The sequence below is a fragment of the Lysinibacillus contaminans genome, from assembly GCF_001278945.1.
Classification (GTDB): domain Bacteria; phylum Bacillota; class Bacilli; order Bacillales_A; family Planococcaceae; genus Lysinibacillus; species Lysinibacillus contaminans.
Window position 1 is genome coordinate 397,489 of sequence record NZ_LGRV01000003.1, and the last position, 25,463, is coordinate 422,951.

The following is a 25,463-nucleotide window of genomic DNA, read 5'->3' on the forward strand; positions in this document are numbered from 1 at the left end:
TTTCTGTTCCGGCTCGACCCTTTCCGCGGACGAGCGTCGAGCCTCCTCCTTCGTATTCGCTTCGTGCGGGTCTCGACTGTCTCGCTTTCCCGGAGGAGTCACCAGCCTGCACTTCAATCAACAAACAATCAAGTAATAGCATGTCATCCACGACTTTTGGTGATGAACCAATAATATAGCATGGAGGAGTAGGTTATGAAGGCTAAAAAAAGGATTGGTTTAATCATTTCACTTGTGTTAATTGTTACTCTAATAGGGATTGTCGTAAAAAATGAGTTTGCAAACGACCAAACATTTAATGCTCTGATTAAAACAGAAGACGGGACAGAGCAAATAGCATACGAAACTAAACTCGTTCGCTTAGATAAATCTGAAACAATAATGGAGGATTACAAAGGTAAAATTCTTGTTTTGAATTTTTGGACATCATGGTGCGGCTATTGTATAAATGAGGTCCCTGAATTAAATAAGTTTTATAAGAAACTTCCGAAGAATGTGGAATTTCTCGCGATAAATATGACCTCTGACGAAAAAAGTGCTAAATCTGCGGAAAAGTTTAGGAAACAATATAATATAAAGTTCCCGATTTTTTTAGATGAGAAAGGTCTTATACAGAAATCTTTTGGAATTATTAGCTATCCAACAACATTAATTATCGATTCAGATGGGGTTGTTCAATACAGGATTCAAGGTGAGGTCAACCGAGATCAGCTGAATGACTTGGTGTCACAGCTTTAAGAGAATTACGATGCTTATTTTGAGATACATAATTAATTGGCTTTTCAATCAAAACGTTGGACGATAAAAGTTCGACGTTTTTTATATTTAGTTAAAATGATTTAGTGAAGTTGTTCATCTAACCTATAGGTAAAAAGAAAGGACGATGATAAATTTGCTAGCGATGTTATTATTAGCAAAGGCAAAGAAGGGCAATGACTAAGCATTTTTAAAGCTGCTACAAGATGAGAAAATAAAATATACAAGATTGCTTTAGAAATGTTTTTAGTTTAATAATTGTTTTCCCTAAGGAGTATATAGAAACCTACTGGTACTTCCTTATTATTTGTATATGTTTTGAATTAAGTTTGTTAAATTTTACTAGTCATAAATCCGCCTTTTCGCATAGGCAATTTGTAGGCAAAATCGTTTATAATAAAGCTATTCATAAAAGAAAGTAGTGAATTGACATGGCAACAGGCACGCATATAGTGGAAGTACCCGTAGCAATTGAAAATGTATGGGATTTTGTAAGTGATATGGAAAAATGGGCGAAGCTTGTCCCTGGCTATAACGCGCATACGATGATTAATGACAAGCAGTCTACATGGATATTTAAAGGTAACGTTGGCGTACTTAAAAAAACAGTAGAAGTTGAAATAGATATTTTAGAATGGACAGCTCCATCCAAAGTAACGTTCAATTTAAAAGGACTTTCAGATAATTTCACAGGGAATGGTTATTTCTTAGCAGAAAGCATTGATGAAAACAACACACGCATGACAGGTTACTTAGAGGTGAACGCGGGGGGCTTAGCTGGTCCTATATTAAATCCGATTTTTAAGCCTATAGTGCCAAAAGCAACGCAAATGCTAACAGATCGTGTAGCAAATAAAATTAAAGCACTACACGCGTAATAGTGTAAGGGTATAAAAGGAGGTGTCTCAAACCATGAGACACCCCTTTTTTTGTGTGGTCATACATCCCTTTGTAGCTTCATATGATGCAGAAGGAGGGATTATTATCGAACATAAAACTTGGAATATGACTGAGACTTTTTGTTTTCCTGGGTATGGTTGCCCGACAGAAATTGCTGCTGTGCAGATTACGCCCCAGTGGCAGGCGAAACAATTAGAAGATTCATTACGGTTAATTGGAATTTATCATGTGACAGCACATGTGCGTTTTGATTTTCAAGAAGAACAGGCATTAATGGATATGGACGACTTGGTGAAAATTGATGCACTCGATCTTCAGGGAGATACAGGATATTTTGAATATGCTGTACCGTTACATGTTGATTTACCGAAAGATGCATCGATTGATAGCTTGATGGTGAAAGACATTCGACCGTCGCTAAATAACCAAACATGTCAACTAGAATGGACGATAACGAGTACTTTTAGTGAGCCTGAGCAAGTAATAGCAGTTGCGCATGTTATTGATGCGCCACCTGTACCTGTTGCGGAAGAAATCGCGCTAGCTATTGAGAAAGAGGTTGTGCTAGCGAAGGAATCCGTGAGCCAAATTGTTGTCAAGGAATCTAGCTCGTGGCAACAGGAATCAGCGCCAATGATTTGGGACTTAACAGAGAACTACACATTGCTAAAAGTACGTCCATCAAATAATGTCGTTCATTAATAAATAAGAAAGAAGTATCAAAAATATTAAAATGATAAAATCTCCAGTTGTTGGAATGATGATGACGCGTATAAATTGGAAACCGCAAATTGGCAATATGATTGTTCGGCAGTAAAAACGAATATTTCGTAGCCAGGGTGGTAAAAACCAAGGATTGTATTTACGTCGCATACAAAATTTCACTTCCTTTCTAAGTTACTAGTCGAAACTAACTAAACTACTTGAAAAAATGCGAGCTATTGCGGTACAATGTGGTAAGTTGAATAGCGATGCATGGAAAGGGAAGAGTAAATTGCCCGCACATTTATAGAGAGGAAACGGTAGCTGGAAAGTTTCCATTTGTGCACAGTTGAACGTAGCCCAAGAGCAGCTTTAGTGAACTAACAGTAGTTAAAGCCGGTTAAACACCGTTACCGAATTGAGAGCCGAGAGCCGGTTTGATCAAGCGCACTTGCTGTAGCGAGCGCTTGACTATAGACCATCTCGGAATTAAAGGTGGTACCGCGAACATAAAACTCCTTCGTCCTTTTAGTAGACGCTAGGAGTTTTTTTATTTGTCCAAAAAAATGATATTCATTTCTTAGGCAAATAAGCCACTGGCAGATGTGCTAGATCTTGGATTGTATTTGCACAGTTAAAAATCTAGACGCATTTTTATTCGCTAGAGGCGAATTTGATCGTTTCAAAAAACAGGAGGAACAAACATGACAGAAAATATTTCAATGCCTACAAAGTATGATCCGCAATCGATTGAAACTGGTCGCTATGAATGGTGGCTAAAAGGTAAGTTTTTCGAAGCTCAACCTGAAAGCGGAAAAGAACCATATTCAATCGTAATTCCACCACCGAACGTGACAGGGAAACTACACCTAGGCCACGCATGGGATACGACTCTTCAGGATATTTTAATCCGTATGAAACGCATGCAAGGCTATGATGCGCTTTGGTTACCAGGGATGGACCATGCGGGAATTGCAACACAAGCGAAAGTAGAAGCAAAACTTCGTGAAGAAAATATTACACGTTATGATTTAGGGCGCGAAAAATTCCTTGAAAAAACATGGGAATGGAAAGAAGAGTACGCTGGTCATATTCGTGAACAATGGGCGAAGTTAGGTCTGGGCCTTGATTACTCTCGTGAACGTTTCACATTAGATGAAGGTCTTTCAGATGCAGTAAAAACAGTATTCGTTAAACTTTATGAAAAAGGTTTAATCTACCGTGGTGAACGTATTATTAACTGGGATCCAGCTGCTAAAACGGCTCTTTCTGATATCGAAGTCATTTATAAAGATGTACAAGGTGCTTTCTATCACATGAAGTACCCTCTAGCAGATGGTTCAGGTTTTGTAGAAGTAGCTACAACACGTCCTGAAACAATGCTTGGTGACTCTGGTGTTGCTGTTCACCCGAACGATGAACGCTACCAACATTTAATTGGTAAAACGATTATTTTACCGATCGTTGGCCGTGAAATTCCAATTGTTGCTGATGATTATGTAGACATGGAATTCGGTACTGGGGTTGTGAAAATGACACCTGCGCATGACCCGAACGACTTTGAAGTTGGTAACCGTCATAATTTAGAACGTATTTTAGTAATGAACGAAGATGGAACAATGAATGAGCTTGCCGGGAAGTATAACGGTATGGACCGTTTCGAATGCCGAAAGCAAATCGTTGCTGATTTACAAGAAGCAGGTGTATTAATCAAAATTGAAGAGCATATGCACTCTGTAGGTCATTCTGAGCGTACTGGCGCAGTAGTAGAGCCATATCTGTCTGCACAATGGTTCGTAAAAATGCAACCACTTGCAGATGCATCTCTTGAGCTACAAAAAGATGAAGAAGGTAAAGTAAACTTTGTACCATCTCGCTTTGAAAACACATATTCTCGCTGGATGGAAAACATTCGTGATTGGTGTATCTCTCGTCAACTATGGTGGGGTCACCAAATTCCAGCTTGGTATCACAATGAAACAGGTGAAATTTACGTTGGGAAAGACGCACCAACAGATGCTGAAAACTGGACACAAGATGAAGACGTTCTGGATACTTGGTTCTCATCTGCGTTATGGCCATTTTCGACAATGGGTTGGCCCGATGAAGCGAATGAGGAATTCAAACGCTACTATCCAACAAGCACACTTGTGACAGGCTATGACATTATTTTCTTCTGGGTATCACGTATGATTTTCCAAGGCATTGAATTTACAGGCGAGCGTCCTTTCAAAGACGTGTTAATTCATGGCTTAGTACGTGACGGTGAAGGTCGTAAAATGAGTAAGTCTCTTGGTAACGGTGTAGATCCAATGGATGTTATCGAAAAATACGGTGCAGACTCACTTCGCTACTTCTTAGCAACTGGTTCATCACCTGGTCAAGATTTACGTTATACAACGGAAAAAGTGGAATCGGTATGGAACTTTGCCAATAAAATTTGGAATGCCTCTCGTTTCGCATTAATGAATATGGACGGCATGACATATGATGAAATCGACTTAACTGGTGAAAAATCAGTTGCAGATAAATGGATTTTAACGCGCTTAAATGAAACGATCGAACGCGTTACTTCTTTAGCTGAACGTTATGAATTTGGTGAAGTGGGCCGTGAACTTTATAACTTCATTTGGGATGATTTCTGTTCTTGGTATATCGAAATGGCGAAATTACCTATGAATGGTGAAGATGAAGCAGCGAAGAAAACAACGCGCTCAATTTTAGCGTATGTGTTAGACCAAACTATGCGTTTACTACACCCATTCATGCCATTTATCACGGAAGAAATTTGGCAACACTTACCGCATACAGGAGAGTCTATTACAGTGGCGGCATGGCCAACAGTAAGTGAAGACTTACACTTCGCAGAAGAAGCGGATAATATGAAACTGCTTATGGATATTATACGTTCAGTACGTAATATTCGTGCGGAAGTTAACACACCAATGAGCAAAAAAGTACCATTATTCATTTCAGCAAAAGATGCAGCGACTGTAGCTGTACTTGAAGCAAATAAAGCGTATTTAGAAAAATTCTGTAATCCAGAAACATTAACGATTGGTGAAGGTTTAGAAGCGCCAGGTCAATCGATGACAGCTGTTGTCACAGGGGCAGAGCTATTCCTACCACTTGTTGGACTTATTAACTTAGAAGAAGAAATCGTGCGTCTTGAAAAAGAGCTAGAAAAATGGGCGAAAGAAGTTAAGCTTGTATCTGGAAAGCTCTCAAATGAAAAATTCGTATCAAAAGCACCAGAAGCTTTAGTAAATGCTGAACGTGAAAAATTAGCAGACTACGAAGGCAAGCACGCAGTAGTGTTAAAACGTTTAGAAGAACTTAAAAATATGTAATTTGAACCTGTAGCGGATGGCTTTTTAGTCATCCGTTATTTTTTTATTGCTAATTGTTTGGTAATGAAAAAAATCCATTGAAAAGGGACTAATTAAGTAGTATAATTAGTGGAAATTAGTATAAAAGACAAAGGCGAACTATCCGAAGTGTGGGGCGCAAAGCCTAGGGTCTAAGGCGAGAAGATTTTATGAATCTCCACGTTATGATAGCCTGGTTACCGGAGTTATGAATATATCATTAATTCTCTTGGCTATTCTAATCTAAGTTAGAATTGTCTTTTTTTATGCAAAAAAATTATATGCCGGAGGTTAACAATGTCGGGAAATGTCGGAACAATTATAGTTAAAGTAAATAAAGCCAGTGACGACTTGGAATTTGTTAGTGCGAGATCAATGATAGAGGCGAATCTTCTGAAATTATCAGAAGCAAAATATTATCGCCTGCTCAACACAAATGCGCAAGTGCTAATTAAGCATATAGTCGCAGAAAGCAAAGGACACAATGGAACGAATAAGCAGTTAACGCGTACAGAATTATTAACAGTCAATAAAATTAATGAATATTGTACGAATTTCGATATATCAATGTTAAAGAGAACATTAAAGAACTCATTTGAGTTAGTGCAAAAACCGGAAGTTCTACCTCTTTTAAATAGTGACGCAAAGATTATATTAAATGACATGGGTGCTTTATTAGGGATGCAATATCAGGTGCAGTAGTAGTGTCAGTTGAAAAATAATTTAATTTAAAAACACACAGAGATTCGTTTTTAACAGAGCGGCTCGCTGTGTGTTTTTAACTTTATTCAGTGGAAGTCGTCCATCTTTAATATATGGTTATGAATACGGGGGTTAGTTTTTATTCAAGAACGTTCTAACGTCGACTGAATTGTGGAACCCCGGCGAATGCCACAGATTTTGAATGCGAATTGTGTGTGTGCCAGGCACTTTTTGTACTAAAATAGAGCTATTGCATACATAAGGAGTGTTTGTTTTGTTTACAACGATGGAACAATGTGTAGATTTTATTTTTAAACTAAAGGCAGTTGACCATAAACGTGCGCCACTAGTCATGATGCGAGAGGTGCTGGCGCGTTTAGACAACCCACAGGATCAGTTAAGGGCGATCCATTTAGCAGGTTCCAATGGGAAGGGTTCCACGGTAAATGCACTGCGTGAAATGATAGAGGGAGCTGGTTATAAAGTAGGTGCATTTACATCACCGCATTTAGAACGTGTCAATGAGCGTATGACAATTAACGGGGAACAAATTTCAGATGCAGAGTTTTTGCAGTATATGAATGCTGTGGCACAAATTATTGATACGCATTACAATGGCGAGTATCCTAGTTTTTTTGAAGTCGTGACGTTGATTATGTTCCAATATTTTGCGGCAGAGCAAGTAGATTTTGCGTTGATTGAGACAGGACTTGGAGGACGTTTAGATGCCACAAATGTCATCACGCCACTCGCTTCAATTATTACGACGATTTCGTTAGAACACACAGCGTTTTTAGGAGACACTTATGCAAAAGTAGCCTTTGAAAAAGCTGGTATTATAAAAGAGGGCGTACCGGTTATTGTTGGGGTGAAAAATGAAGAAGCGCTTGCTGTTATACGAGAAGTAGCTACCGAACGTCACGCCAAGTGCTTTATTTTAGATGAAGATTTCACGGTAAAAGCGAAACAGCAAAGTGAATACTCACAGCAATTTTATTATGAAAAAGCGGATATTAAGTTGCAAGATATTGAACTGAAAATGGCAGGTGCACATCAAATGGCAAATGCCAGTCTCGCCATGACAGCGATGTTCGTACTACAAGAAAATGGTCACGTGAAAATATCAGGAGCTACAATGCGTAAGGCGCTACAAACAGCGCAGTGGGCGGGTCGTTTTGAACAAGTTGCCCACAATATTGTACTTGACGGCGCGCATAATTCAGAAGGCACGGCAGCACTCATTCAAACACTAAAAGACGTCTATCCAAATCGAAACTATCATTTTGTTTACGCGGCTCTTTCCGATAAAGATCACGCCAATAGTATTGCGTTAATGGATGAGGTAGCGAACTATATGGCATTTACGCAAATCCCATTACCGAATGCGATGCCAGCTGAGCAACTAGCGGCGTTATCGCGGCATTCAAAGAAAGCTTATAGCTCAGATTGGCGCGGTGTTCTTGGTGCAGAAATGCAGGAGAGGGATGAAGATGATATTTTAGTCATTACAGGTTCTTTGTATTTTATTGCGGAAGCACGTAAATTACTGCAAGGGGTGGCAGTGCGATGATTCCGCAATTTGATCTGTATAAAGAAAAATGGTCGGTGCAAAGTGATGATGTTATCAAACCAGGGCTTACAGCAATACAAGAAGCATTAAAACTTGTGGGGAATCCAGAGCAGGAACTTCAAGTTGTGCATATAGCTGGTACAAATGGCAAAGGCTCTACCCTTACTTTTATAGAGGCAATTGCGAAAGAGCATGGCTTACGTGTTGGCAAATTTATGTCGCCTTGTATTCTAGATGTGCATGACCAAATTCAAGTGGCAAGTATGCCAATTACTTCAGCGGAAATGGACTTCGTTTTTGAACAGATGCAACAGGGTGGACTAAGCGGGAAGTTGACGGATTTTGAGTTATTGACTGTTGCAGCTTTCTTGCATTTTGTGAATAGCCGTGTAGATGTTGCACTAATTGAAACGGGAATGGGCGGTTTACTCGATAGCACGAATGTCGTAACGCCGATTGTGTCCATTATTCCGAGCATTGCGCTAGAGCATACGAAGTTTTTAGGGAACACGATTGCTAGTATTGCCCATCATAAAGCGGGTATTATGAAGCAAAATAGACCTGTCATAATTGGTGAAATGTCTAAAGAGGCAAAAGCGGTTATTTATGAGCAAGCACATATGAAAAAAGCATCCGTTCTGGAGTTGGGTGATCAATTTTATATTGAGTCGACAACGGCGGGTGAAATGTATACGAATGATGAAAATGGCTTAACATTGACGATTGTTAAAAGAAAAATGAAAGGTCCACATCAAGCGCATAATATGGCTTTGGCAATTACAGCCTTTTTTGAGGTTGCTACTGCGTTAAACATACCAGTAATCCTTCAAAGCGTTACTGCAGGTGTTCAGCGAGCAACTGTGTTAGGGCGGTATGAAGATGTGTTGCCATATGTAATTTTAGATGGGGCGCATAACCCGGCTAGTGCAGAGAAATTAGTCGCAACTATTCGAGAAGATCTACCAGAAGAATCGATTACTTTTGTGGTCGGCATCCTTGCCGATAAAGACGTAGAAGCCGTGTTACGTCAGCTTGAGCAGGTAAGTGATTGTTTTTATTTTGTGGATATTGACAACCCTCGTGCTATGCCAGCAGAAGAATTGCTCCAGCTTTCAAACGCCAAAGAAAAGTACATTTTACAAAATAGTATAACGTTTATCAAAGAGCAATCCCGAATGCAAAACCGTACAATCGTATCAGGTTCATTATACTTGCTTGCAGAAATTCGAAGTGCATTATTAAGTGATGACTTGTAGTGATTTTTAATGAAAAACTCATAATGAGTAAATTTACAAACATTTATTTCTATATATTAAAGTGGTAGTTGCTTTCCGCTTCATGCAACTACTAGCTATAAGGGAAGACAGGATTCTTTCAATCGATGTAGTTCCGGCTGAACGCCTCCCGGAAAGTGCCAGCCGGAACGGAAATCAACACCATTCATGATGATGAATCCCTTTTAAAATAGATTTGGTATTTTTAGAGTGCGCTTTTGCTCATATCGAATGAAAAATTAAAAAAGTGGCAAGTTATGAAGAATAGAGACGTTTTTTGCTACATACTAGCGATAAATTTTTTAGACGAGACGACAACAGTCTCGTCTTTTTTTATCGTTATTTTGGTAGGTTGAAGGTAGAGGTGATGAACGGATGAAAATTGTAAGTCGTGTTATTAGAAAACAAATCATTCAGGCGATATTGATAGGGGGCGTTGTAGGTCTTTTTGGTGTAGCTATATTTTTAGGCGTTCTCCAAGCAAGCAATCAAATTTCACAAAAAAAAGAGGGAGAAAGTCAAGGTGTAAGTGGAGACAAGACTGTCCCAACTGCGGTAGAATCGTCTGCTTCATCAATGTTTTACGCTAGTCAAGCTGGGGTGTTTTCGAATTATGAAAGTGCGAGTGTATTTTTAGCAGAGTATCCAACCTTAGCGGAAGGTACTATTGTTGAAGTTGATGGTAAGTTTTATGTTTGGACAAGTATGGTTATTGAAGAAAGTAAGTTAACGTTTTTGGAAAAACCTCCAACCTTTAAAAAGGCCTTTAGCGTAGTAAGTGGAAATTGTACAGATGCAAAGATTGCTGAACTGCCTGTTGTATTAGCTGATAAAAATGCTGCAAAATTTAATTTTCAAGAAACAGCGAAGGATTCTACATTACCTGCTGATTGGCAAACGATTGGCACGGCAGCATCCAAGATATCAAAAGACTTGAACATTGTTCGCTTACAAGTTTTTGCGCACTATAAGTCGAAAAATGCCTGCCTACAAGTGAAGTTTTAAATTGGAAATATAACAAAAAGGATATTATCTCGTTTTTTTGAAAATTTTCAAAAGATCATTTCTCCTTTATGATGAGTATTGAGGAGGAATGTGAAAGATGATGTTTGAAACAAATCATAAGCTTGTACTCGCTTCAGCTTCACCACGACGTAAGGAATTACTTGCTATGTTAGAGGTCCCTTTTGACATCGTGACAAGTGATGTAGTGGAGACAAGCGTACAAGCAACGACGATGCAAGATTATGTGAAAGGTGTGGCCTTGTTAAAAACACGCGATGTAGCGAAAAAAATGCCAACAGCAACAGTCATTGGTGCAGATACGATCGTCGTTTTTGACAATGAGCTTCTGCATAAACCAACAACGCGTGAAGAGGCCATTTCACACTTATCACGATTATCAGGCACACGTCATGCGGTCATGACAGCGGTTGCCATACTGGAACCAAATGGACAAGAGACGACTTTTGTGGAAGAAACGTCAGTTATTTTTAACAACTTGTCACAAGAGTTAATCGAAGCATATGTTGCATCTAATGATCCATACGACAAAGCTGGTGGTTACGGTATTCAAACGGCTGGCACACTTTTAGTTGAGCGAATTGAAGGAGATTATAACAATGTTGTTGGGTTACCACTTGCAGCGTTGTTTACGCAATTGGTAGCACGAAACATTATCCAATTTGCGAAGGAGTGAGGTTTTTGCCTATAGGTGTTTTACCAGAGATGATGATACGGGACGTACATATCGCAGATCGTCCACGTGAAAGGTTATTACGACAAGGGGCCATGAGTTTATCAAACCAAGAGTTACTTGCCATTTTATTGCGTACTGGGACGAAGGAAGAATCAGTACTCTCACTTGCGAATCGTGTGCTGAGTTCGTTTGAACGTTTACATCACTTAAAACATGCGACGATTGAAGAAATGATGACGATTAAAGGTATTGGTGAAGTAAAAGCGATTCAGCTACTAGCAGCCATTGAATTGGGGCGACGTTTATCACAAAAGCAAGTCGATGAAAAGTATACAATTCGTTCCCCGCAAGATGCAGCTGCGTACTTAATGCCCGATATGACATCGCTCACACAAGAGCATTTCGTATGCTTATTTTTAAATGTGAAAAATCAAATCATTCATAAGCAAACGATTTTTATCGGAAGTCTTAATGCGAGTATCGTGCACCCACGGGAGATTTTTCGTGAAGCGGTGAAACGTTCAGCAGCTTCCATCATCTGTGCGCATAATCACCCGAGTGGTGTGCCAACGCCGAGCCCAGAAGATATTGAGGTAACGAAAAGAATTCAAGAAGCGGGCTATATTATAGGCATAGATTTGGTCGATCACGTGATTATTGGTGATCATCAATTCATTAGTTTGAAGGAAAAAGGTTATTTTTAGCTCTGCAAGAATTTCTTGCAGAGTTTTTTTCGTGTAATTAAAGAAACTATTTGTGTAATAGAACGTCATTGTACGTGTGTGATTGTAGAAGATATTCACAAAAATTGGCAAGGTGTCAGACGTTGTTTTATACGAAAAAAAATTATATGCTTATTTATACATGCTCATTTAATTCTAGTAGGAAAAATAAATTAGTATATTTTGCGTAAGAAGAGGCATGTGACACTATATATTCTTGCGTTTTTACGTTATAATGAGCGGTATGATTTTATGTCAACGAAACTTAAGTATGACTTAAATAGAAAGGGAGTACACAATTTGTTTGGATTTGGAAGTAAAGATGTCGGGATTGACTTAGGCACAGCGAATACACTAGTTTTTATTAAAGGAAAAGGGATCGTTTTACGCGAACCTTCAGTTGTAGCACAAAATACAAAAACAGGAGATATCGTTGCAGTTGGTAATGACGCAAAAAATATGATTGGTCGTACACCAGGCTCTATCGTAGCGATTCGTCCAATGAAAGACGGCGTTATTGCTGATTTTGAAATTACAAGAGCGATGCTAGAGTACTACTTAAAGGAAGCGTCGAAAAATTCCGGTGGTAACTGGAAAAAACCAAATATTATGATTTGTGTGCCTTATGGCATTACATCAGTTGAACAACGTGCGGTAATCGACGCGTCTCGACAAGCTGGTGCAAAAGAAGCATTCACTATCGAAGAACCGTTTGCAGCTGCTATCGGCGCAAACTTACCTGTTTGGGATCCAACTGGTTCAATGGTCGTTGATATTGGTGGCGGTACTACAGAAGTGGCAGTTATTTCTTTAGGTGGTATCGTAACAAGTGAGTCAGTTCGTGTCGGCGGTGACGCAATGGACCATTCGATTATTTCATATATCAGAAAGACGTATAACCTAACGATCGGTGAACGTACAGCAGAAGCTGTGAAAATGGAAATTGGTACGGCAAGTGCTGAAGGTCCAGAACTAAAAATGGACATCCGTGGTCGCGACCTTTTAACAGGCTTACCGAAAACAATTGAAGTTTCTTCAGTTGAAATCTCAGAATCATTACGTGAAGCAGTGACAGCTATTATTGATGGCGTAAAGAAAACACTTGAACAAACACCTCCAGAATTATCTGCTGATGTGATGGAACGCGGTATTGTTTTAACTGGTGGCGGTGCGTTATTAACGAACTTAGATAAAGTCATAAGCCGTGAAACAAATATGCCAGTATTCATCGCAGAAGATCCACTTGACTGTGTTGCAATTGGTACTGGTAAAGCACTGGATCATATTGATTTAATTCGTCAACAACAAGGTAAAGGTTAAGGAGGTTTAGGCAATGCCACATTTTTTTTTCAATAAGAAAGTAATATTGTTGCTCGTGGGCATGATTTTTCTTGTGGCATTGATTAGCTTCTCATTACGTGATCGGACAAACGCAACTTTACCAGAACAAATTATTAAAGATACTGTCGGCGTCGCACAATCGATTGTTGCGAGGCCGGCCAATTATATTGCCGGTATTTTTAATAACATTGACTCTCTTTTAAATACGTACGAAGAAAACAAACGCTTGAAAGCACGCTTAGAAGAATTTGCAGTTGTACAAACAGAGGCGTTACAATTGAAATCTGACATTAAAAAATTTGAGCAGATTGAAAAATCCGAAAGTTTAAAAGCGTTTAATCCGATTCAGGCAACTGTGATTGCCCGAAATCCAGATCAATGGGAAGAGAAAATTATTTTAGATAAAGGCTCTTCACATGGTGTGACTAAGAATATGGCGGTTATGACAGCGAGTGGTTTAATTGGTAAAATTACTTTGGTGACACCTTTCACATCTGAGGTAGAACTTTTGTACACAAATAATCCAAACTACCGTGTATCAGCAATGGTCTTAGGGGAAAAAGAAGCGTACGGTTTAATCGAGGGCTTTGATGAAGAGCGTAATGAACTTATTTTGAAGCGAATCGATTCAAGCTTAATGGTCAAAGAGGGCGAGCAAGTTGTTTCATCTGGGCTAGGTGGTATTTTCCCAAAAGGTATACCGATTGGTGAAATTACAGAGGTAAGTACTGATGATTACGGCTTAACAAAAATGGCATATGTAAAACCATCTGCCGACTTTTCAATTTTAGAGTATGTCATGATCGCAAAACGTACATCAACAGTTATTGATGGTGCTGATGGAAATGCGACAAATGAAGATTTAACGAATTCACCAGAGGACAGCGAAAAGGAGGAAGAATGATGGTTCGATTTCTCATTCCTTCTGTCGCGGTTCTGTTATTTTTATTAGAACCAGAATTTGCGATGCTTTCACCGATTGAGTTGAGTGGGCATATTTATTATTTAGTTCCGAGGTTTTTAATACTATATTTGATTTTTATTTCCATCTATTACAGCCGTCAGCGCGCGGTGATGTATGGTCTTTTTTTTGGTGTCTTGTATGATGTCTTTTACATTGATATTATTGGATTATACTCTGTGTTATATCCACTTATTTGTTTTTTAGCTGGTTCAATCGTAAAAGTTATTCATCAGCATCTAGTAGTCACTACTAGTATTTCACTTATTTTGGTAGCTATTTTAGAATTTGTACTTTATCAATTCTTTTATTTAATCGGTTTTACATCGATACCACTAGTAGATTTTTTACAATCACGGTTGCTACCTACAATGATTGCCAACATGTTATTTTTAATGATTCTTGGTTGGGCATTCAAGTATCTAATTAATGCACGTGTTTTACAAAGGGCGCGTGAAGTTTCGTAATAACGAGCAACGTGAGGTGAGACATTCATGAAAAAACAATTTGTTCATATGAAGGGAACAAAAGATGGTTTTATCCTACGTTTAGACGATCAATGCGCATATGTTGATTTAGTAGAGGAACTAAAAGGGAAAGTTTCAGAAGGCGGTATCGACGGTAAAGTAGATGTACAATTACATCTAGGTTACCGTTACTGTTCTGATGAGCAATTAAAAGAGTTAGTAGAGATTGTCCAACAATCTGAGCAACTTTCGGTTTCGAAGGTGCAAAGTGATGTGCTAACTGTACATGAAAGTAATCAGAAAATATTAGAGAGTCAACAAGATACATATGTAGGTGTTGTCAGATCTGGTCAAATCCTTCGTGCACCTGGAGATATTATTATTGTGGGTAATGTCAATCCAAACGGTCGTGTAGAAGCTGGCGGCAATGTATATGTGCTTGGAAAGTTAAAAGGAATTGTGCATGCTGGTGTGCAGGGCAATGAGGAAGCGATTATTGCTGCCTCTCGTTTTGAAGCCACACATATAATGATTGCTGATCAAGTTGAAGTGATGTCAGATGAACAAGTGAAAATAATGAATAGAACAGAGATGGTTTGTGCATTTATAGGGAATGATGGTCGCATTATGTACGATCAAATTCATACATTGAAAAATATTCGACCATTCTTAATTGCGTCTAAAGGGGGAAGCTAATGTGGGTGAAGCAATCGTAATAACTTCAGGTAAAGGCGGTGTAGGGAAAACTACAACTACTGCCAATCTTGGAACTGCATTGGCTCTTCAAGGTAAAAAAGTATGTTTAGTCGATACGGATATCGGACTGCGAAACTTGGACGTTATTCTTGGTTTAGAAAATCGTATTATTTATGATTTAGTCGATGTCGTTGAAGGACGTTGTAAAATACATCAAGCGCTTGTGAAAGATAAACGTGTTGATGAGAAACTATTTTTATTACCCGCTGCTCAAACGACAGATAAAAACGCTGTGACGCCTGAGCAAATGAAGAGTTTAATAGATGAATTAAAAAGAGATTATGATTATGTTTTAATAGATTGTCCAGCTGGTATTGAGCAGGGTTATCGGAATGCTGTTGCTGGTGCGGATCATGCCATTGTTGTAACGACACCAGAAATTTCTGCTGTACGCGACGCAGACCGTATCATCGGTTTACTAGAGCAAGAGGAAATTACAGCACCTAAACTAATTATTAATCGTATTCGCCATCATATGATGAAAAGCGGCGAAACGCTCGATGTCAATGAAATTACAACGCATTTATCAATCGATTTATTAGGCATTATCGTTGATAGTGAAGGTGTCATTTCATCATCAAACAGGGGAGAACCAGTTGTTATGGACCCTGCGAATAAAGCATCTTTAGGCTATCGTAATATTGCGCGTCGTATTTTAGGAGAGTCTGTTCCTTTAATGGCAATTGAAGAAGATAGTAAAGGTATGTTTTCGAAATTGAAATCATTATTTTCTAGATAAATTATTAAACCTTCTCGCGTGCTTATGCGAAAAGGTTTTTATTTTTTAAAAAGGAATTATAGATTTCTGGCTGTGGATAGTCTAAGGAAAAGTTGTCGTATAGGAAACCGCGCTATATCCTCGTGGTCGCGGTCTGCTCCCTCGGATAAAAGTGGTGGAACGCTTACTTTTGCTTCGGGATTTCCAACGCTTGTCAAATGTTAATGAGCGCTTTAGTGCATTTGTTCTGCATGAACGGACATGCTGCCTCATATAGTGTGAAAAAAGGGATGAAGGCTTGTTTAGAAAATGGAAATGGATTGTTATGACGTTACTTGTAGCTGCCATTATGCTTGTTATTCGCTTAGAGGACAATGGCATCCTTAAAACACCGATACGACAACTTGTTACAACATCAGCAGATATGACGTATTTAAGTGAGCTAGGACAAAGCCTCCTGAAAAAAGAAGAAAAGAAGATTACTGTGTCCAGTGATATTGGACAATCTGATTTATTATCGTTCGCCAACGCGGAAGAATTTGAAGAGGGCTATTTATTGCAGTATGAAGTAGGACTGCCTGTATATACTGGTCAAGAAGGGCTTGTCGTGTTTACTGGGCATACAAAGTATACAGGAAAGACGATGACGATAAGTTATGCTGATGGCACAACAGTTTCGTACGGTATGCTGGACAGTTTGGCGCAATTACCTTATACATCTGTAAAATCGAATGATTTAATTGGTATGAAAGAGTCGGGGCAATTATATATGTCCATTGAAAAAAATAATATACATTACACTCTAGAAGAAATTGTCCAGTGGCTTCAAACGGATGAAAATGAAAATTAAATTGCATATTTTATGTATACCCTTTGTATTTCTCATGATTTTTAGTGGGCAAATTGCGTATTACTCTATCATTTTAGGTGCGCTTTTATGGCATGAGGCAGGGCATTTATTTGCTGCTATGCTTTGTGGCGTAAAGGTGAAATCGTGTGTAATCGCACCGTACGGAGGAGAAATTGAATTTGAAAATCCAACAATTGTTGATGGGAAATCGCTTTTGTGGATTGCTTTAGGAGGACCAATCGCTACGTTATTAGGGATTGGTTTTGCTTTTTTTACGCCTGATTTAATTGCGATCCGATTGATAAATGTTCAACTCGTCTTATTAGTTTTTAATTTATTACCGGTCATACCTTTAGATGGGGGAAGAATTATACTTGCACTTCTTTATATTTTTTATCCGAGTGCTAAAGCATTTGAATTTTATCATTCGTTTTCCCTGTTTTTTGTGACAGTGCTATTATTGATAACGATAAATTACTTGCCACAGTCTATTTTTTTAGTTATTCTTTGCCTTTTTGTTTGGCTCCAAATAATAAAAGAATGGAAGTATCGGAAGTATCGTTTAGCATTTGAGAAATATGTAATGTACCGGTTGACTTAATAGAATCTATGTGGTAATATTTTAATGTTATTGTTTGTAGCACCCGTGCTACTACAACCGCTCTGGGAAGGTTTAAGTATCCTTGTGATCACCTTCATAAGCAGGCGAGTCTGAGTCTAAGAGGAGGTGCAGTAAAATGTACGCAATTATTGAAACTGGTGGTAAACAAATCAAAGTAGAAGCTGGTCAAGAAATCTATGTTGAGAAATTAGGCGTAGAAGCTGACGAAGTTGTAACTTTCGATAAAGTTTTATTCGTAGGTGGCGAAAACGTTAAAGTTGGAGCTCCATTCGTAGAAGGCGCTACAGTAACAGCTAAAGCTGTGAAAGAAGGCCGTCAAAAGAAAATCGTTGTTTTCAAATTGAAAGCTAAAAAGAACTACCGTCGTAAACAAGGTCACCGTCAACCTTATACAAAATTAGTTGTTGAGTCAATCAACGCTTAATTGTGAGGTGTAACAAATGATAAAAGTTACGATACATCATGATGAAAATAGACATGTGTCTGCATTTGAATTTTCAGGACATGCTGAATACGACGAATCTGGTAAAGATTTAGTATGTGCAGGAGCATCTACCATTGCCATTGGTACGGTTAATGCGATATATGCACTACTACAATTACAGCCAGAAGTTGAACAAGCAGCTGAAGGTGGAGGCTACCTTAAGGTAAACCTACCAACAGATTTAGAACCCGAAATTGATGCAAAACTACAGTTAATTGTCCAAGTAATGACTGCCCAAGTGTATTCTATGGTGCAAAATTACGGGCAATATATCCAAATCAACTACAACAAAGTAGGAGGTGGAACACAATGAAAATGTTATTAGCATTAGACCTTCAACTTTTCGCATCGAAAAAAGGAGTAGGTTCTACAAGAAACGGACGTGACTCTGAGTCTAAACGTCTTGGCGCTAAACGTGCTGATGGCCAATTCGTAACTGGTGGTTCAATTCTTTACCGTCAACGCGGTACAAAAATTTACCCAGGTACAAACGTAGGTCGTGGTGGTGACGATACACTATTTGCTAAAGTTGACGGTGTTGTAAAATTCGAACGCCTAGGTCGCGATCGCAAACAAGTATCTGTATACCCAGAAACTCAACAAGCTTAATTTTCATAAATATGATCATAAAGCGGAGGGCTGCATTTATTGCAGTCCTTTTTTTTCTTCAAAAATCATAGTTGTTGTGAGGAATTAAGAGAAAAAAACGATAAAACTTGTTATACTAATGAAGATAACTTTATTGGAGTGAATGGGATGAACAGTCAATCACTAACCATTAGTGAAGTATTACGTTTTGCAAATCATGATTATGTGAATCAGCTTCAACTAATCCGTATGAATTTAGATTTAGGTAGAATCGATGAATCAAAGAAGCTTATTCAAAATTTCTCTGAACAGTTACGGGTGCTTTCTAGTATAAATCGACTACAATTACCACAAACGATGGAATGGCTACAAACAGCAAGTTGGCGCTATCCTTCGTTGCCGATGAAAATTAGTGGTGAGATTAGCAAACCTGTCACAAACGATATTGATGAGGCAGTTGTAGAATACTTAAATAAAACAGTTATTCATGTTTATGATACATTAGATCCATTTACTGAACAGAGCTTAGCGATTGATGTACGTGTCGAGGACGATATATTTGCCGTGACGTTTACTTTAAATGGGCTTTGGAGTGCTGATGCATTCACCGAAAAAGGTTTGAAACAATTCGACATTCAAACAGTGGAAGAGACAAATACGTCTTGGATATATGTATTGAGTGCAAGCAGGGAGTGAATTAAATGTTTGTCGATCACGTCAAGATTTATGTAAAAGGTGGAGACGGCGGAGATGGTATGGTAGCCTTCCGTCGTGAAAAATTTGTACCGAATGGTGGTCCAGCTGGTGGCGATGGCGGTCACGGTGGGAACGTTGTCTTTCAAGTTGAAGAGGGTCTGCGTACGTTAATGGATTTCCGTTATAAACGCAACTTCAAGGCTGACCGTGGTGAGCATGGTATGAGTAAAGGGATGCATGGTAAGCGTGCAGACGATTTAATCGTTAAAGTACCACCAGGCACAGTTGTAATGAACGAAGAAACAGGCGTTGTCATTGCCGATTTAGTCGAGCATGGTCAACAAGCGGTTATTGCAAAAGCTGGTCGTGGTGGTCGAGGGAATTGTCGTTTTGCAACACCAGCCAATCCTGCTCCAGAACTTTCTGAAAAAGGAGAGCCAGGACAGGAATTAAGTGTTATATTAGAGTTGAAAGTACTAGCAGATGTAGGTTTAGTAGGCTTCCCAAGTGTAGGTAAGTCAACTTTACTATCCGTTGTTTCTGCGGCAAAGCCTAAAATAGGTGCATACCATTTCACGACAATTGTGCCGAACTTAGGGATGGTTGAAACGGATGATCACCGTAGCTTTGCAATGGCCGATTTACCAGGTTTAATCGAAGGTGCGCACGAAGGTGTTGGCCTAGGTCACCAATTCCTACGTCATATTGAACGTACACGTGTTATCGTGCACGTAATCGATATGTCAGGTATGGAAGGTCGCGACCCTTACGAAGATTACTTAACAATCAATGAGGAGCTTAAACAATATAATCTTCGTTTAACAGAGCGTCCTCAAATTATTGTGGCAAACAAAATGGACATGCCAGGTGCAGAAGAAAACTTAGAAATTTTCCGAGAAAAAGTGGGCGAAGATGTGAAGATCTTCCCGGTATCTGCAGTTTCACGACAAGGCTTAAAGCCGCTTTTATTTGAAATTGCTGATTTACTAGAAGTGACTCCTGAATTCCCATTATTCGAAGATCTTGATGAAGAATCAGATGCAACGGTACTTTACAAACACCAATCTGAAGCAGATTCAATCGAGATCTCTCGTGATCCTGACGGTACATTCATTCTTGGAGGATATGCGATTGAACGTATCTTCAAAATGACTGACTTCAGCCGAGAAGACGGAGTACGTCGTTTTGCACGCCAATTACGTGGTATGGGTGTCGATGAGGCATTACGTGAACGTGGCGCACAAAATGGGGATATCGTACGCTTACTAGAGTTCGAATTTGAATTTGTCGACTAAAGAATAGGTTTTAGGGGGAAGAGTATGAAAAACGTAGCTAACCAGCGATATTATTTAGTTCGTGAAGACGTTTTGACAGATGCTATGCAAAAAACTTTGGAGGCGAAACACTTACTTTCAAGTGGTACGGTATCTTCCATATGGGATGCGGTAAAGCAAGTAGATTTATCGCGTAGTGCGTTTTACAAATATCGTGATGCTGTTTTTCCTTTCCACTCTATTGTGCAAGAACGGATTTTAACAATCTTTCTACAGCTTCAGGACCGTAAAGGAACGCTAGCAAAGCTATTGGAAACTGTGACGATCACACATTGTAATGTACTTACAATCCACCAAACAATTCCGATTCAAGGTCGTGCAAATGTAACACTGTCACTAGATGTGACGAGCATGAGCTGTGAGTTAGATGATTTAATGCAACAACTAAAACGCCTTGATTTTGTAGAATCAGCAGAAGTTATTAGTTCAGGTGCATTATAATAGAAAAGGGCGCATTCTAGTGCGCCCTTTCTTTTCACCTATATTTATTAGAAAATTATGAATGGTTTATGTGCTACAAGTGGTAGCGAAGGAGGTAATTTCGATGACAAAGCAACAATGGGAAAAACGAGTCGCTTATTTAGGACCAGAAGCATCATTTACATATTTAGCGACGAAGGGAATCTTTCCGAATGAATGGCTCGTACCGTGTGCGACAATTCCAGAATGTATTGAGGCAGTGGCAGAGGGCAAGGTGGATTTAGCGGTAGTGCCGCTTGAAAATGCATTAGAAGGCTCGGTACCATTAACGCTTGATTATTTATTCCACGAGGCTACGCTCTATGTAACAGGGGAACTACAATCAAAAATCCAACAACATTTAATGGTCAATAAAGCACAAAAGGAAAACTGGGAATCCATTGAGGGCGTCTATTCGCATCCGCATGCGTTAGCACAATGTCATAAGTACTTATTTTACCGTTTTAGCGATGTGCCATTACATCAAACAACATCGACAGCGGCAGCAGCAAAGTACATATCTGAAAATCCGAATGAGTGCATCGCGGCAGTTGGGAATGCTTCAGCTGCTGAAAAATATGGTTTAGAAATTGTACAAGCAAACATACATGATTTCCATTTCAACCATACGCGCTTCTTCGTATTATCGAAGCAAAATAAACGTCTGCCGCAAGAATTATCAGATAGTCAAGCGAAAACAACCTTTATGATTACCTTACCTACGGATCGTTCAGGAGCACTACACCAAGTGCTATCTGTTTTTGCATGGCGCCAATTAAATTTAAGTAAAATTGAATCTCGGCCTTTAAAAACAGGACTTGGTGATTATTTCTTCATGATTGATGTGTTGGCAGATGAAAAAGAGCCGATGATGCGCGGGGCGATGGAGGAGCTAGCTGCTCTTGGTTGCAAAGTGAAGTCCCTTGGCACATACTTTACGTATATTACACCAGAAGAGGTGTGAAATTCGGACAGGAGGCGGTTAAATGAGTGGCATACTCTTATTTGACGGTGTTTGTAATTTTTGCGATAGCAGTGTGCAGTTTATAATGAAGCGAGATAAAGCTGCATATTTTCAGTTTGCTTCGATTCAGAGTGAAGCGGGGCAAGCACTATTTGCGAAATACAAAATTCCAACTGAAGTGGATAGTGTGATTTTGATTGAAGATGGCCGTGTTTATACGGAGTCCACGGCTGCTTTGAAAATTTGTCGCCATCTAGATGGTGCTTGGCAACTATTCTATGCTTTACTCGTTGTACCGCCTTTTATACGTAATCTTTTCTACCGACTCTTTGCGAAAAATCGTTATCGTTTATTTGGACAAAAGGAAGCGTGCATGCTGCCAACTGCAGAACAAAGAAATCGATTTTTATAAATAGTGTAACTAAATAGATACCTTTCTTTAAGGTCTGTGTAAAAAGTTGAAACAAAACTTTTTACACAGACTTTTTCATTTATTTAGAATTCAAGGAAGATGTTTACTTTGTGAAATGATTTTCTCGTTTTTTGAACAAAAAAGTGTATAAAGTGACGTTACCTAGCTTATCTAAACATGCTAAACTATTAAATAAGAGGGTAAATTTGACATAAAAGGGTGTGAAAGTATGCTTTCTTTAGAGACGATAAATGAAATTAAGAAAATAGCATCGGCAATAAGTGTAAATGGAGAAATAATCAAAAAGATATTTATTGAAAAATTGCAAAAAAATGTACCTGAGTTATTACATATTTTTTATCAGATTCTTCAGAAGTCAGGTCGATCCAAAATATCATTGATAGATGCAGTATATAGTGCTGCTATGCAAATTGAGCATATAGATCGATTTGTGCCAGCTGTTATGCAGGTTGCGCATAAGCATCGGAGTTTAGGTATTCAACCAGAGCATTATCCAATTGTTGGGCAGCATTTAGTAGATTCTATTCAAGAGGCACTTGGTAATCAAGCGACAGAAGCAGGTATCGCAGCATTACAATTAGCATTTAATCGTATCGCTGATGTGTTTATTCAGGTCGAAAAAGAATTATATCAGGCAGTCGAGCTTGAGGGTGGTTGGCGTTTGTTTAAGCCGTTTCGCATTGTGAAGAAAGAGCTGAAAAACGATGGAGCGATGGTGCTTTATATCGTGCCGCTTGACGGAAAAATTGTACCGGTTACAGAAGCGGGTAAATACGTTTCTGTCCGTATCAAAATGCCAGGTGAAACGTATTTTTTGAATCATCAATATGCAGTTGCCGAAGAAAAAGAACTCGGTGGTTATGTACTAACGATGTATCCAAGCCTTAACTTTCACATGAATGACCGTGTGACAGATTACATACTGGATGTGGCGATGGAGGGGGATATACTAGAAATTAGTTCTCCAGCAGGTTTGTTTGTGCTAAAGAAAACGGATAACCCGATTGTATTTATATGTGAGGGGATTGGAACGGCGACATTAAAACATTTAGTGGATTCATTGGAGGAGGATATCGAAAATCCGATTATATTCATCCAATATGCACGAAACCAAGAAGTCGTTATTTATCAAGAAGTACTGCAACGAAAAATGAATCAGTTCATAAATGGCAAGTATGAAGTATCTTATCAAGATAATTATACGGATGGACATTTAGCTATATTGCCAATAACGGCTCATCAAAAAAATGCAGACATTTATCTTTGTGGCTCCAAGTCATTCATGGATGAGATTGTCGAGCAGTTACACGAGGAAGATGATAATAAAATACAAATCCATCGCACATTTTTTGATTCAACGATGTTCCTATGAAAAAGAGGTTGTCTCAAAAGTCATTTAAGACAACCTCTATCTACATGGCAAGCGTAGCCGACAGCCACTGTTCTATAGTTGTAAGACTATTGTTCATTCACTAAATAGCCTTTGCTACGTAATGCATTTTCAATGACATCTAAAATTTCAGTGGAAGGTGCAGAAATGACGTGCAAATGTGTACCCCCAGTAAGTTCTGATAAGTAACTAGCCTTTGTATCTTGAACACGCTGTACAAATTTATCTACATCATATCGATTAGATACCATAATGGAAGCTGTAATATCGCCGTATATGGGATGTTCAACAATGACGTTCTTTACCGTACCGCCACGGTCGACAATTGTTAGTAGCTCATCTTTCGCATCTTCTGAAGAGTGGAAACATGCAATTGTACGTTCCACAGTTTGACTAAGCTGATCAGGATGCATATATAGGTAGCCTTGGCTTGTCGCAATAATTGGTTCGTTTCGTGCTTTTAAGAGCGTCATGTCATTAACAATAACTTGTCTAGAAACATTTGCAAATTTCGCTAAATCTGTTCCAGTAATCGGTGTCTTGCTTTTTTTTAATTGTGTAAGTAGTTGCAGTCGGCGTTCTTCGCCTAACATTTTTTTCATAAGAGATCACCTCTGCTAGTAATGAAGGAAATGAATTCCTTAGTGATTAGTGTAACATGAAGCTTTTGGGTAATGCGTGATTTTTTTGTATCCAATTGGAGATTCGCACATATGATACGAAGAGAGGAAGGGAGGAAGAAAGTGCGTATTCATATTGTTCAAAAGGGAGATACATTGTGGAAGATTGCGAAAGAGTACGGCATTTCGTTTGAAGATTTGAAACGGCTCAATGTCCATCTTGCCAACCCCGATTATATTGTGCCCGGCATGGAAATTATTTTGCCTGAAAGAATACACAAAGAAGCACCAGTTCAACCAAAGCATCATGTAAAGGAAGGTGTTAAAAAGGAGGTGCCAAAACCTACCCCACCCCCAGCACCTGCACCACCGGCAAGACCAGCACCTATGCCAATGCCTGAGCCACAAATGATCCCAATTCCATTCCCGATGCCAATGCCGATGCCTATGCAGCAACCACCGATGATGTGGATGCAACAGCCTTTAGAGATGAATTGGAATCAGCAATTAGTCATGCCGCAAATGGAACACCCAGCTTTACCACCAATCCATATTCAGACACCAGCACCAGCACCACCGCCAGTTTCTAAACCAACTCCAGCACCAGCACCAGCACCTCAACCATCAATGCCACCAATGCATATCATGCCACAAATGCCACATGTACCACATTGTCCGAGTTGCCATCAACCACCAATGCACATCATGCCACAAATGCCAATGATGCCACATTGTTCGAGTTGTCACCAACCTATACACCATCAGATGATGTGGCATATGCCGCCGATGGCAATGCCGATGCCACACCAAGGAATGCATATGCCAATGCATCAACAAGAGGCACCATACCAAATGCCTGCCTGTGATATGGTAGGGGCTGGTCATTTACAAGAGTCGAGCTCATTTTCTTCATTATTTAATGTAAATAATGCACACAACCATCAGATGAATCAGCCTTGTGGACCGCCGCCGATGATGCCGAATTGGCAAGTTGATCAATGTCAGTGTCCACCGCCATGCCCACCATTTGCGCCGGGGATGCCACCGCAATTTTTTCCAGGTGGGATGACGCCTTATCGATGGTGAG

Annotated in this window: 28 protein-coding genes, 1 riboswitch and 2 other annotated features; of the genes, 27 read left to right on the top strand and 1 reads right to left on the bottom strand. The window is 39.3% G+C overall.

What is annotated here, in order from left to right; all coding sequences use genetic code 11:
- Positions 1–195 precede the first annotated feature (195 nt).
- The 26 genes from AEA09_RS04275 to AEA09_RS04400 all read left to right on the top strand — a co-directional run bounded on the left by AEA09_RS04275 (position 196) and on the right by AEA09_RS04400 (position 23,738).
- Positions 196–738, top strand: coding sequence for a TlpA family protein disulfide reductase (locus AEA09_RS04275; RefSeq protein WP_082332559.1), 543 nt, complete (start codon positions 196–198; stop codon positions 736–738).
- Between the two features lie 449 nt (positions 739–1,187).
- On the top strand, positions 1,188–1,634 hold the full coding sequence (locus AEA09_RS04280; RefSeq protein WP_053582662.1) for an SRPBCC family protein: 447 nt from the start codon (positions 1,188–1,190) through the stop codon (positions 1,632–1,634).
- Positions 1,635–1,668: 34 nt separating this feature from the next.
- Positions 1,669–2,358, top strand: coding sequence for a valyl-tRNA synthetase (locus AEA09_RS04285; RefSeq protein ID WP_082332560.1), 690 nt, complete (start codon positions 1,669–1,671; stop codon positions 2,356–2,358).
- A gap of 265 nt (positions 2,359–2,623) precedes the next feature.
- Positions 2,624–2,889 (top strand) — a binding site (T-box leader).
- A 173-nt stretch (positions 2,890–3,062) separates the two neighbouring features.
- The gene (locus AEA09_RS04290) at positions 3,063–5,708 is read left to right on the top strand and encodes a valine--tRNA ligase (RefSeq protein WP_053582663.1); all 2,646 of its coding nucleotides are present in this window, start codon (positions 3,063–3,065) and stop codon (positions 5,706–5,708) included.
- A 122-nt stretch (positions 5,709–5,830) separates the two neighbouring features.
- A riboswitch (cyclic di-GMP riboswitch) is annotated at positions 5,831–5,931 on the top strand.
- 92 nt (positions 5,932–6,023) lie between these two features.
- Positions 6,024–6,428, top strand: coding sequence for a hypothetical protein (locus AEA09_RS04295; protein ID WP_053582664.1), 405 nt, complete (start codon positions 6,024–6,026; stop codon positions 6,426–6,428).
- A 274-nt stretch (positions 6,429–6,702) separates the two neighbouring features.
- The gene (locus tag AEA09_RS04300; protein ID WP_053582665.1) at positions 6,703–7,998 is read left to right on the top strand and encodes a bifunctional folylpolyglutamate synthase/dihydrofolate synthase; all 1,296 of its coding nucleotides are present in this window, start codon (positions 6,703–6,705) and stop codon (positions 7,996–7,998) included.
- Positions 7,995–9,254 (top strand): bifunctional folylpolyglutamate synthase/dihydrofolate synthase, encoded by a 1,260-nt coding sequence (locus AEA09_RS04305; RefSeq protein ID WP_053582666.1) that lies wholly within the window; start codon positions 7,995–7,997, stop codon positions 9,252–9,254. The genes AEA09_RS04300 and AEA09_RS04305 overlap by 4 nt, the downstream gene beginning before the upstream one ends.
- A 393-nt stretch (positions 9,255–9,647) precedes the next feature.
- Positions 9,648–10,277 carry a hypothetical protein gene (locus tag AEA09_RS04310; RefSeq protein ID WP_053582667.1) on the top strand — a complete coding sequence of 210 codons (630 nt, stop codon included), beginning with the start codon at positions 9,648–9,650 and terminating at the stop codon, positions 10,275–10,277.
- 100 nt (positions 10,278–10,377) lie between these two features.
- Positions 10,378–10,971, top strand: coding sequence for a Maf family protein (locus AEA09_RS04315; RefSeq protein ID WP_082332669.1), 594 nt, complete (start codon positions 10,378–10,380; stop codon positions 10,969–10,971).
- 32 nt (positions 10,972–11,003) lie between these two features.
- Entirely contained in the window at positions 11,004–11,675 is a 672-nt protein-coding gene (radC, locus tag AEA09_RS04320; RefSeq protein ID WP_053584602.1) for a RadC family protein, read from the top strand.
- A 318-nt stretch (positions 11,676–11,993) separates the two neighbouring features.
- Positions 11,994–13,013: a rod shape-determining protein gene (locus AEA09_RS04325; protein ID WP_053582669.1), complete on the top strand. Its 1,020-nt coding sequence runs from the start codon at positions 11,994–11,996 to the stop codon at positions 13,011–13,013.
- A 13-nt stretch (positions 13,014–13,026) separates the two neighbouring features.
- The gene (gene mreC / locus AEA09_RS04330) at positions 13,027–13,938 is read left to right on the top strand and encodes a rod shape-determining protein MreC (RefSeq protein ID WP_053582670.1); all 912 of its coding nucleotides are present in this window, start codon (positions 13,027–13,029) and stop codon (positions 13,936–13,938) included.
- Complete coding sequence (mreD, locus tag AEA09_RS04335; protein WP_082332562.1) at positions 13,938–14,462, top strand: rod shape-determining protein MreD; 525 nt, start codon at positions 13,938–13,940, stop codon at positions 14,460–14,462. Before mreC ends, mreD begins: the two co-directional genes overlap by 1 nt.
- A 27-nt stretch (positions 14,463–14,489) precedes the next feature.
- Positions 14,490–15,158: a septum site-determining protein MinC gene (minC, locus tag AEA09_RS04340; RefSeq protein ID WP_053582672.1), complete on the top strand. Its 669-nt coding sequence runs from the start codon at positions 14,490–14,492 to the stop codon at positions 15,156–15,158.
- 1 nt (position 15,159) lies between these two features.
- A complete protein-coding gene (minD, locus tag AEA09_RS04345; protein ID WP_053582673.1) occupies positions 15,160–15,957 on the top strand; it encodes a septum site-determining protein MinD in 798 nt (265 codons plus the stop codon).
- A gap of 277 nt (positions 15,958–16,234) precedes the next feature.
- Complete coding sequence (locus AEA09_RS04350; protein WP_053582674.1) at positions 16,235–16,786, top strand: peptidoglycan DD-metalloendopeptidase family protein; 552 nt, start codon at positions 16,235–16,237, stop codon at positions 16,784–16,786.
- Positions 16,770–17,387: a zinc metalloprotease gene (locus AEA09_RS04355; protein WP_245622777.1), complete on the top strand. Its 618-nt coding sequence runs from the start codon at positions 16,770–16,772 to the stop codon at positions 17,385–17,387. Before AEA09_RS04350 ends, AEA09_RS04355 begins: the two co-directional genes overlap by 17 nt.
- Positions 17,388–17,432: 45 nt before the next feature.
- Positions 17,433–17,509 (top strand) — a sequence feature (ribosomal protein L21 leader region).
- Positions 17,510–17,523: 14 nt separating this feature from the next.
- Positions 17,524–17,832 (top strand): 50S ribosomal protein L21, encoded by a 309-nt coding sequence (gene rplU, locus AEA09_RS04360; protein WP_010860053.1) that lies wholly within the window; start codon positions 17,524–17,526, stop codon positions 17,830–17,832.
- Between the two features lie 16 nt (positions 17,833–17,848).
- Entirely contained in the window at positions 17,849–18,205 is a 357-nt protein-coding gene (locus AEA09_RS04365) for a ribosomal-processing cysteine protease Prp (protein ID WP_053582675.1), read from the top strand.
- Complete coding sequence (gene rpmA, locus AEA09_RS04370) at positions 18,202–18,501, top strand: 50S ribosomal protein L27 (protein ID WP_342667613.1); 300 nt, start codon at positions 18,202–18,204, stop codon at positions 18,499–18,501. Before AEA09_RS04365 ends, rpmA begins: the two co-directional genes overlap by 4 nt.
- 147 nt (positions 18,502–18,648) lie before the next feature.
- Positions 18,649–19,176: a Spo0B domain-containing protein gene (locus tag AEA09_RS04375; RefSeq protein WP_053584605.1), complete on the top strand. Its 528-nt coding sequence runs from the start codon at positions 18,649–18,651 to the stop codon at positions 19,174–19,176.
- Between the two features lie 5 nt (positions 19,177–19,181).
- Positions 19,182–20,471: a GTPase ObgE gene (gene obgE, locus AEA09_RS04380; RefSeq protein WP_053582676.1), complete on the top strand. Its 1,290-nt coding sequence runs from the start codon at positions 19,182–19,184 to the stop codon at positions 20,469–20,471.
- A gap of 24 nt (positions 20,472–20,495) precedes the next feature.
- Positions 20,496–20,951, top strand: a complete 456-nt coding sequence (locus AEA09_RS04385; protein WP_053582677.1) for an ACT domain-containing protein — start codon at positions 20,496–20,498, stop codon at positions 20,949–20,951.
- Between the two features lie 103 nt (positions 20,952–21,054).
- The gene (pheA, locus tag AEA09_RS04390) at positions 21,055–21,933 is read left to right on the top strand and encodes a prephenate dehydratase (RefSeq protein ID WP_053582678.1); all 879 of its coding nucleotides are present in this window, start codon (positions 21,055–21,057) and stop codon (positions 21,931–21,933) included.
- Between the two features lie 22 nt (positions 21,934–21,955).
- A complete protein-coding gene (locus tag AEA09_RS04395) occupies positions 21,956–22,345 on the top strand; it encodes a thiol-disulfide oxidoreductase DCC family protein (protein WP_053582679.1) in 390 nt (129 codons plus the stop codon).
- A gap of 229 nt (positions 22,346–22,574) precedes the next feature.
- The gene (locus AEA09_RS04400; RefSeq protein WP_053582680.1) at positions 22,575–23,738 is read left to right on the top strand and encodes a globin domain-containing protein; all 1,164 of its coding nucleotides are present in this window, start codon (positions 22,575–22,577) and stop codon (positions 23,736–23,738) included.
- Positions 23,739–23,824: 86 nt separating this feature from the next.
- Here the strand turns inward: AEA09_RS04400 and AEA09_RS04405 are convergent, their stop codons facing one another.
- Positions 23,825–24,358, bottom strand: a complete 534-nt coding sequence (locus tag AEA09_RS04405; protein WP_053582681.1) for a transcription repressor NadR — start codon at positions 24,356–24,358, stop codon at positions 23,825–23,827.
- A 141-nt stretch (positions 24,359–24,499) separates the two neighbouring features.
- Here AEA09_RS04405 and AEA09_RS04410 point away from each other — a divergent pair, with 141 nt between their 5' ends.
- The gene (locus AEA09_RS04410) at positions 24,500–25,462 is read left to right on the top strand and encodes a LysM peptidoglycan-binding domain-containing protein (RefSeq protein WP_053582682.1); all 963 of its coding nucleotides are present in this window, start codon (positions 24,500–24,502) and stop codon (positions 25,460–25,462) included.
- Position 25,463: the final 1 nt, after the last annotated feature.

Bases quoted from the DNA above. Each gene is read 5' to 3' on its own strand.
- AEA09_RS04400 (WP_053582680.1), top strand. From the start codon at position 22,575: ATGCTTTCTTTAGAGACGATAAATGAAATTAAGAAAATAGCATCGGCA.
- pheA (WP_053582678.1), top strand. From the start codon at position 21,055: ATGACAAAGCAACAATGGGAAAAACGAGTCGCTTATTTAGGACCAGAA.
- AEA09_RS04375 (WP_053584605.1), top strand. From the start codon at position 18,649: ATGAACAGTCAATCACTAACCATTAGTGAAGTATTACGTTTTGCAAAT.
- mreD (WP_082332562.1), top strand. From the start codon at position 13,938: ATGGTTCGATTTCTCATTCCTTCTGTCGCGGTTCTGTTATTTTTATTA.
- minC (WP_053582672.1), top strand. From the start codon at position 14,490: ATGAAAAAACAATTTGTTCATATGAAGGGAACAAAAGATGGTTTTATC.
- AEA09_RS04285 (WP_082332560.1), top strand. From the start codon at position 1,669: ATGAGACACCCCTTTTTTTGTGTGGTCATACATCCCTTTGTAGCTTCA.
- obgE (WP_053582676.1), top strand. From the start codon at position 19,182: ATGTTTGTCGATCACGTCAAGATTTATGTAAAAGGTGGAGACGGCGGA.
- AEA09_RS04405 (WP_053582681.1), bottom strand. From the start codon at position 24,358: ATGAAAAAAATGTTAGGCGAAGAACGCCGACTGCAACTACTTACACAA.
- radC (WP_053584602.1), top strand. From the start codon at position 11,004: ATGATACGGGACGTACATATCGCAGATCGTCCACGTGAAAGGTTATTA.
- AEA09_RS04310 (WP_053582667.1), top strand. From the start codon at position 9,648: ATGAAAATTGTAAGTCGTGTTATTAGAAAACAAATCATTCAGGCGATA.
- rplU (WP_010860053.1), top strand. From the start codon at position 17,524: ATGTACGCAATTATTGAAACTGGTGGTAAACAAATCAAAGTAGAAGCT.
- mreC (WP_053582670.1), top strand. From the start codon at position 13,027: ATGCCACATTTTTTTTTCAATAAGAAAGTAATATTGTTGCTCGTGGGC.
- AEA09_RS04280 (WP_053582662.1), top strand. From the start codon at position 1,188: ATGGCAACAGGCACGCATATAGTGGAAGTACCCGTAGCAATTGAAAAT.
- rpmA (WP_342667613.1), top strand. From the start codon at position 18,202: ATGAAAATGTTATTAGCATTAGACCTTCAACTTTTCGCATCGAAAAAA.
- AEA09_RS04295 (WP_053582664.1), top strand. From the start codon at position 6,024: ATGTCGGGAAATGTCGGAACAATTATAGTTAAAGTAAATAAAGCCAGT.
- AEA09_RS04275 (WP_082332559.1), top strand. From the start codon at position 196: ATGAAGGCTAAAAAAAGGATTGGTTTAATCATTTCACTTGTGTTAATT.
- AEA09_RS04355 (WP_245622777.1), top strand. From the start codon at position 16,770: ATGAAAATGAAAATTAAATTGCATATTTTATGTATACCCTTTGTATTT.
- AEA09_RS04305 (WP_053582666.1), top strand. From the start codon at position 7,995: ATGATTCCGCAATTTGATCTGTATAAAGAAAAATGGTCGGTGCAAAGT.
- AEA09_RS04395 (WP_053582679.1), top strand. From the start codon at position 21,956: ATGAGTGGCATACTCTTATTTGACGGTGTTTGTAATTTTTGCGATAGC.
- AEA09_RS04315 (WP_082332669.1), top strand. From the start codon at position 10,378: ATGTTTGAAACAAATCATAAGCTTGTACTCGCTTCAGCTTCACCACGA.
- AEA09_RS04385 (WP_053582677.1), top strand. From the start codon at position 20,496: ATGAAAAACGTAGCTAACCAGCGATATTATTTAGTTCGTGAAGACGTT.
- AEA09_RS04290 (WP_053582663.1), top strand. From the start codon at position 3,063: ATGACAGAAAATATTTCAATGCCTACAAAGTATGATCCGCAATCGATT.
- AEA09_RS04365 (WP_053582675.1), top strand. From the start codon at position 17,849: ATGATAAAAGTTACGATACATCATGATGAAAATAGACATGTGTCTGCA.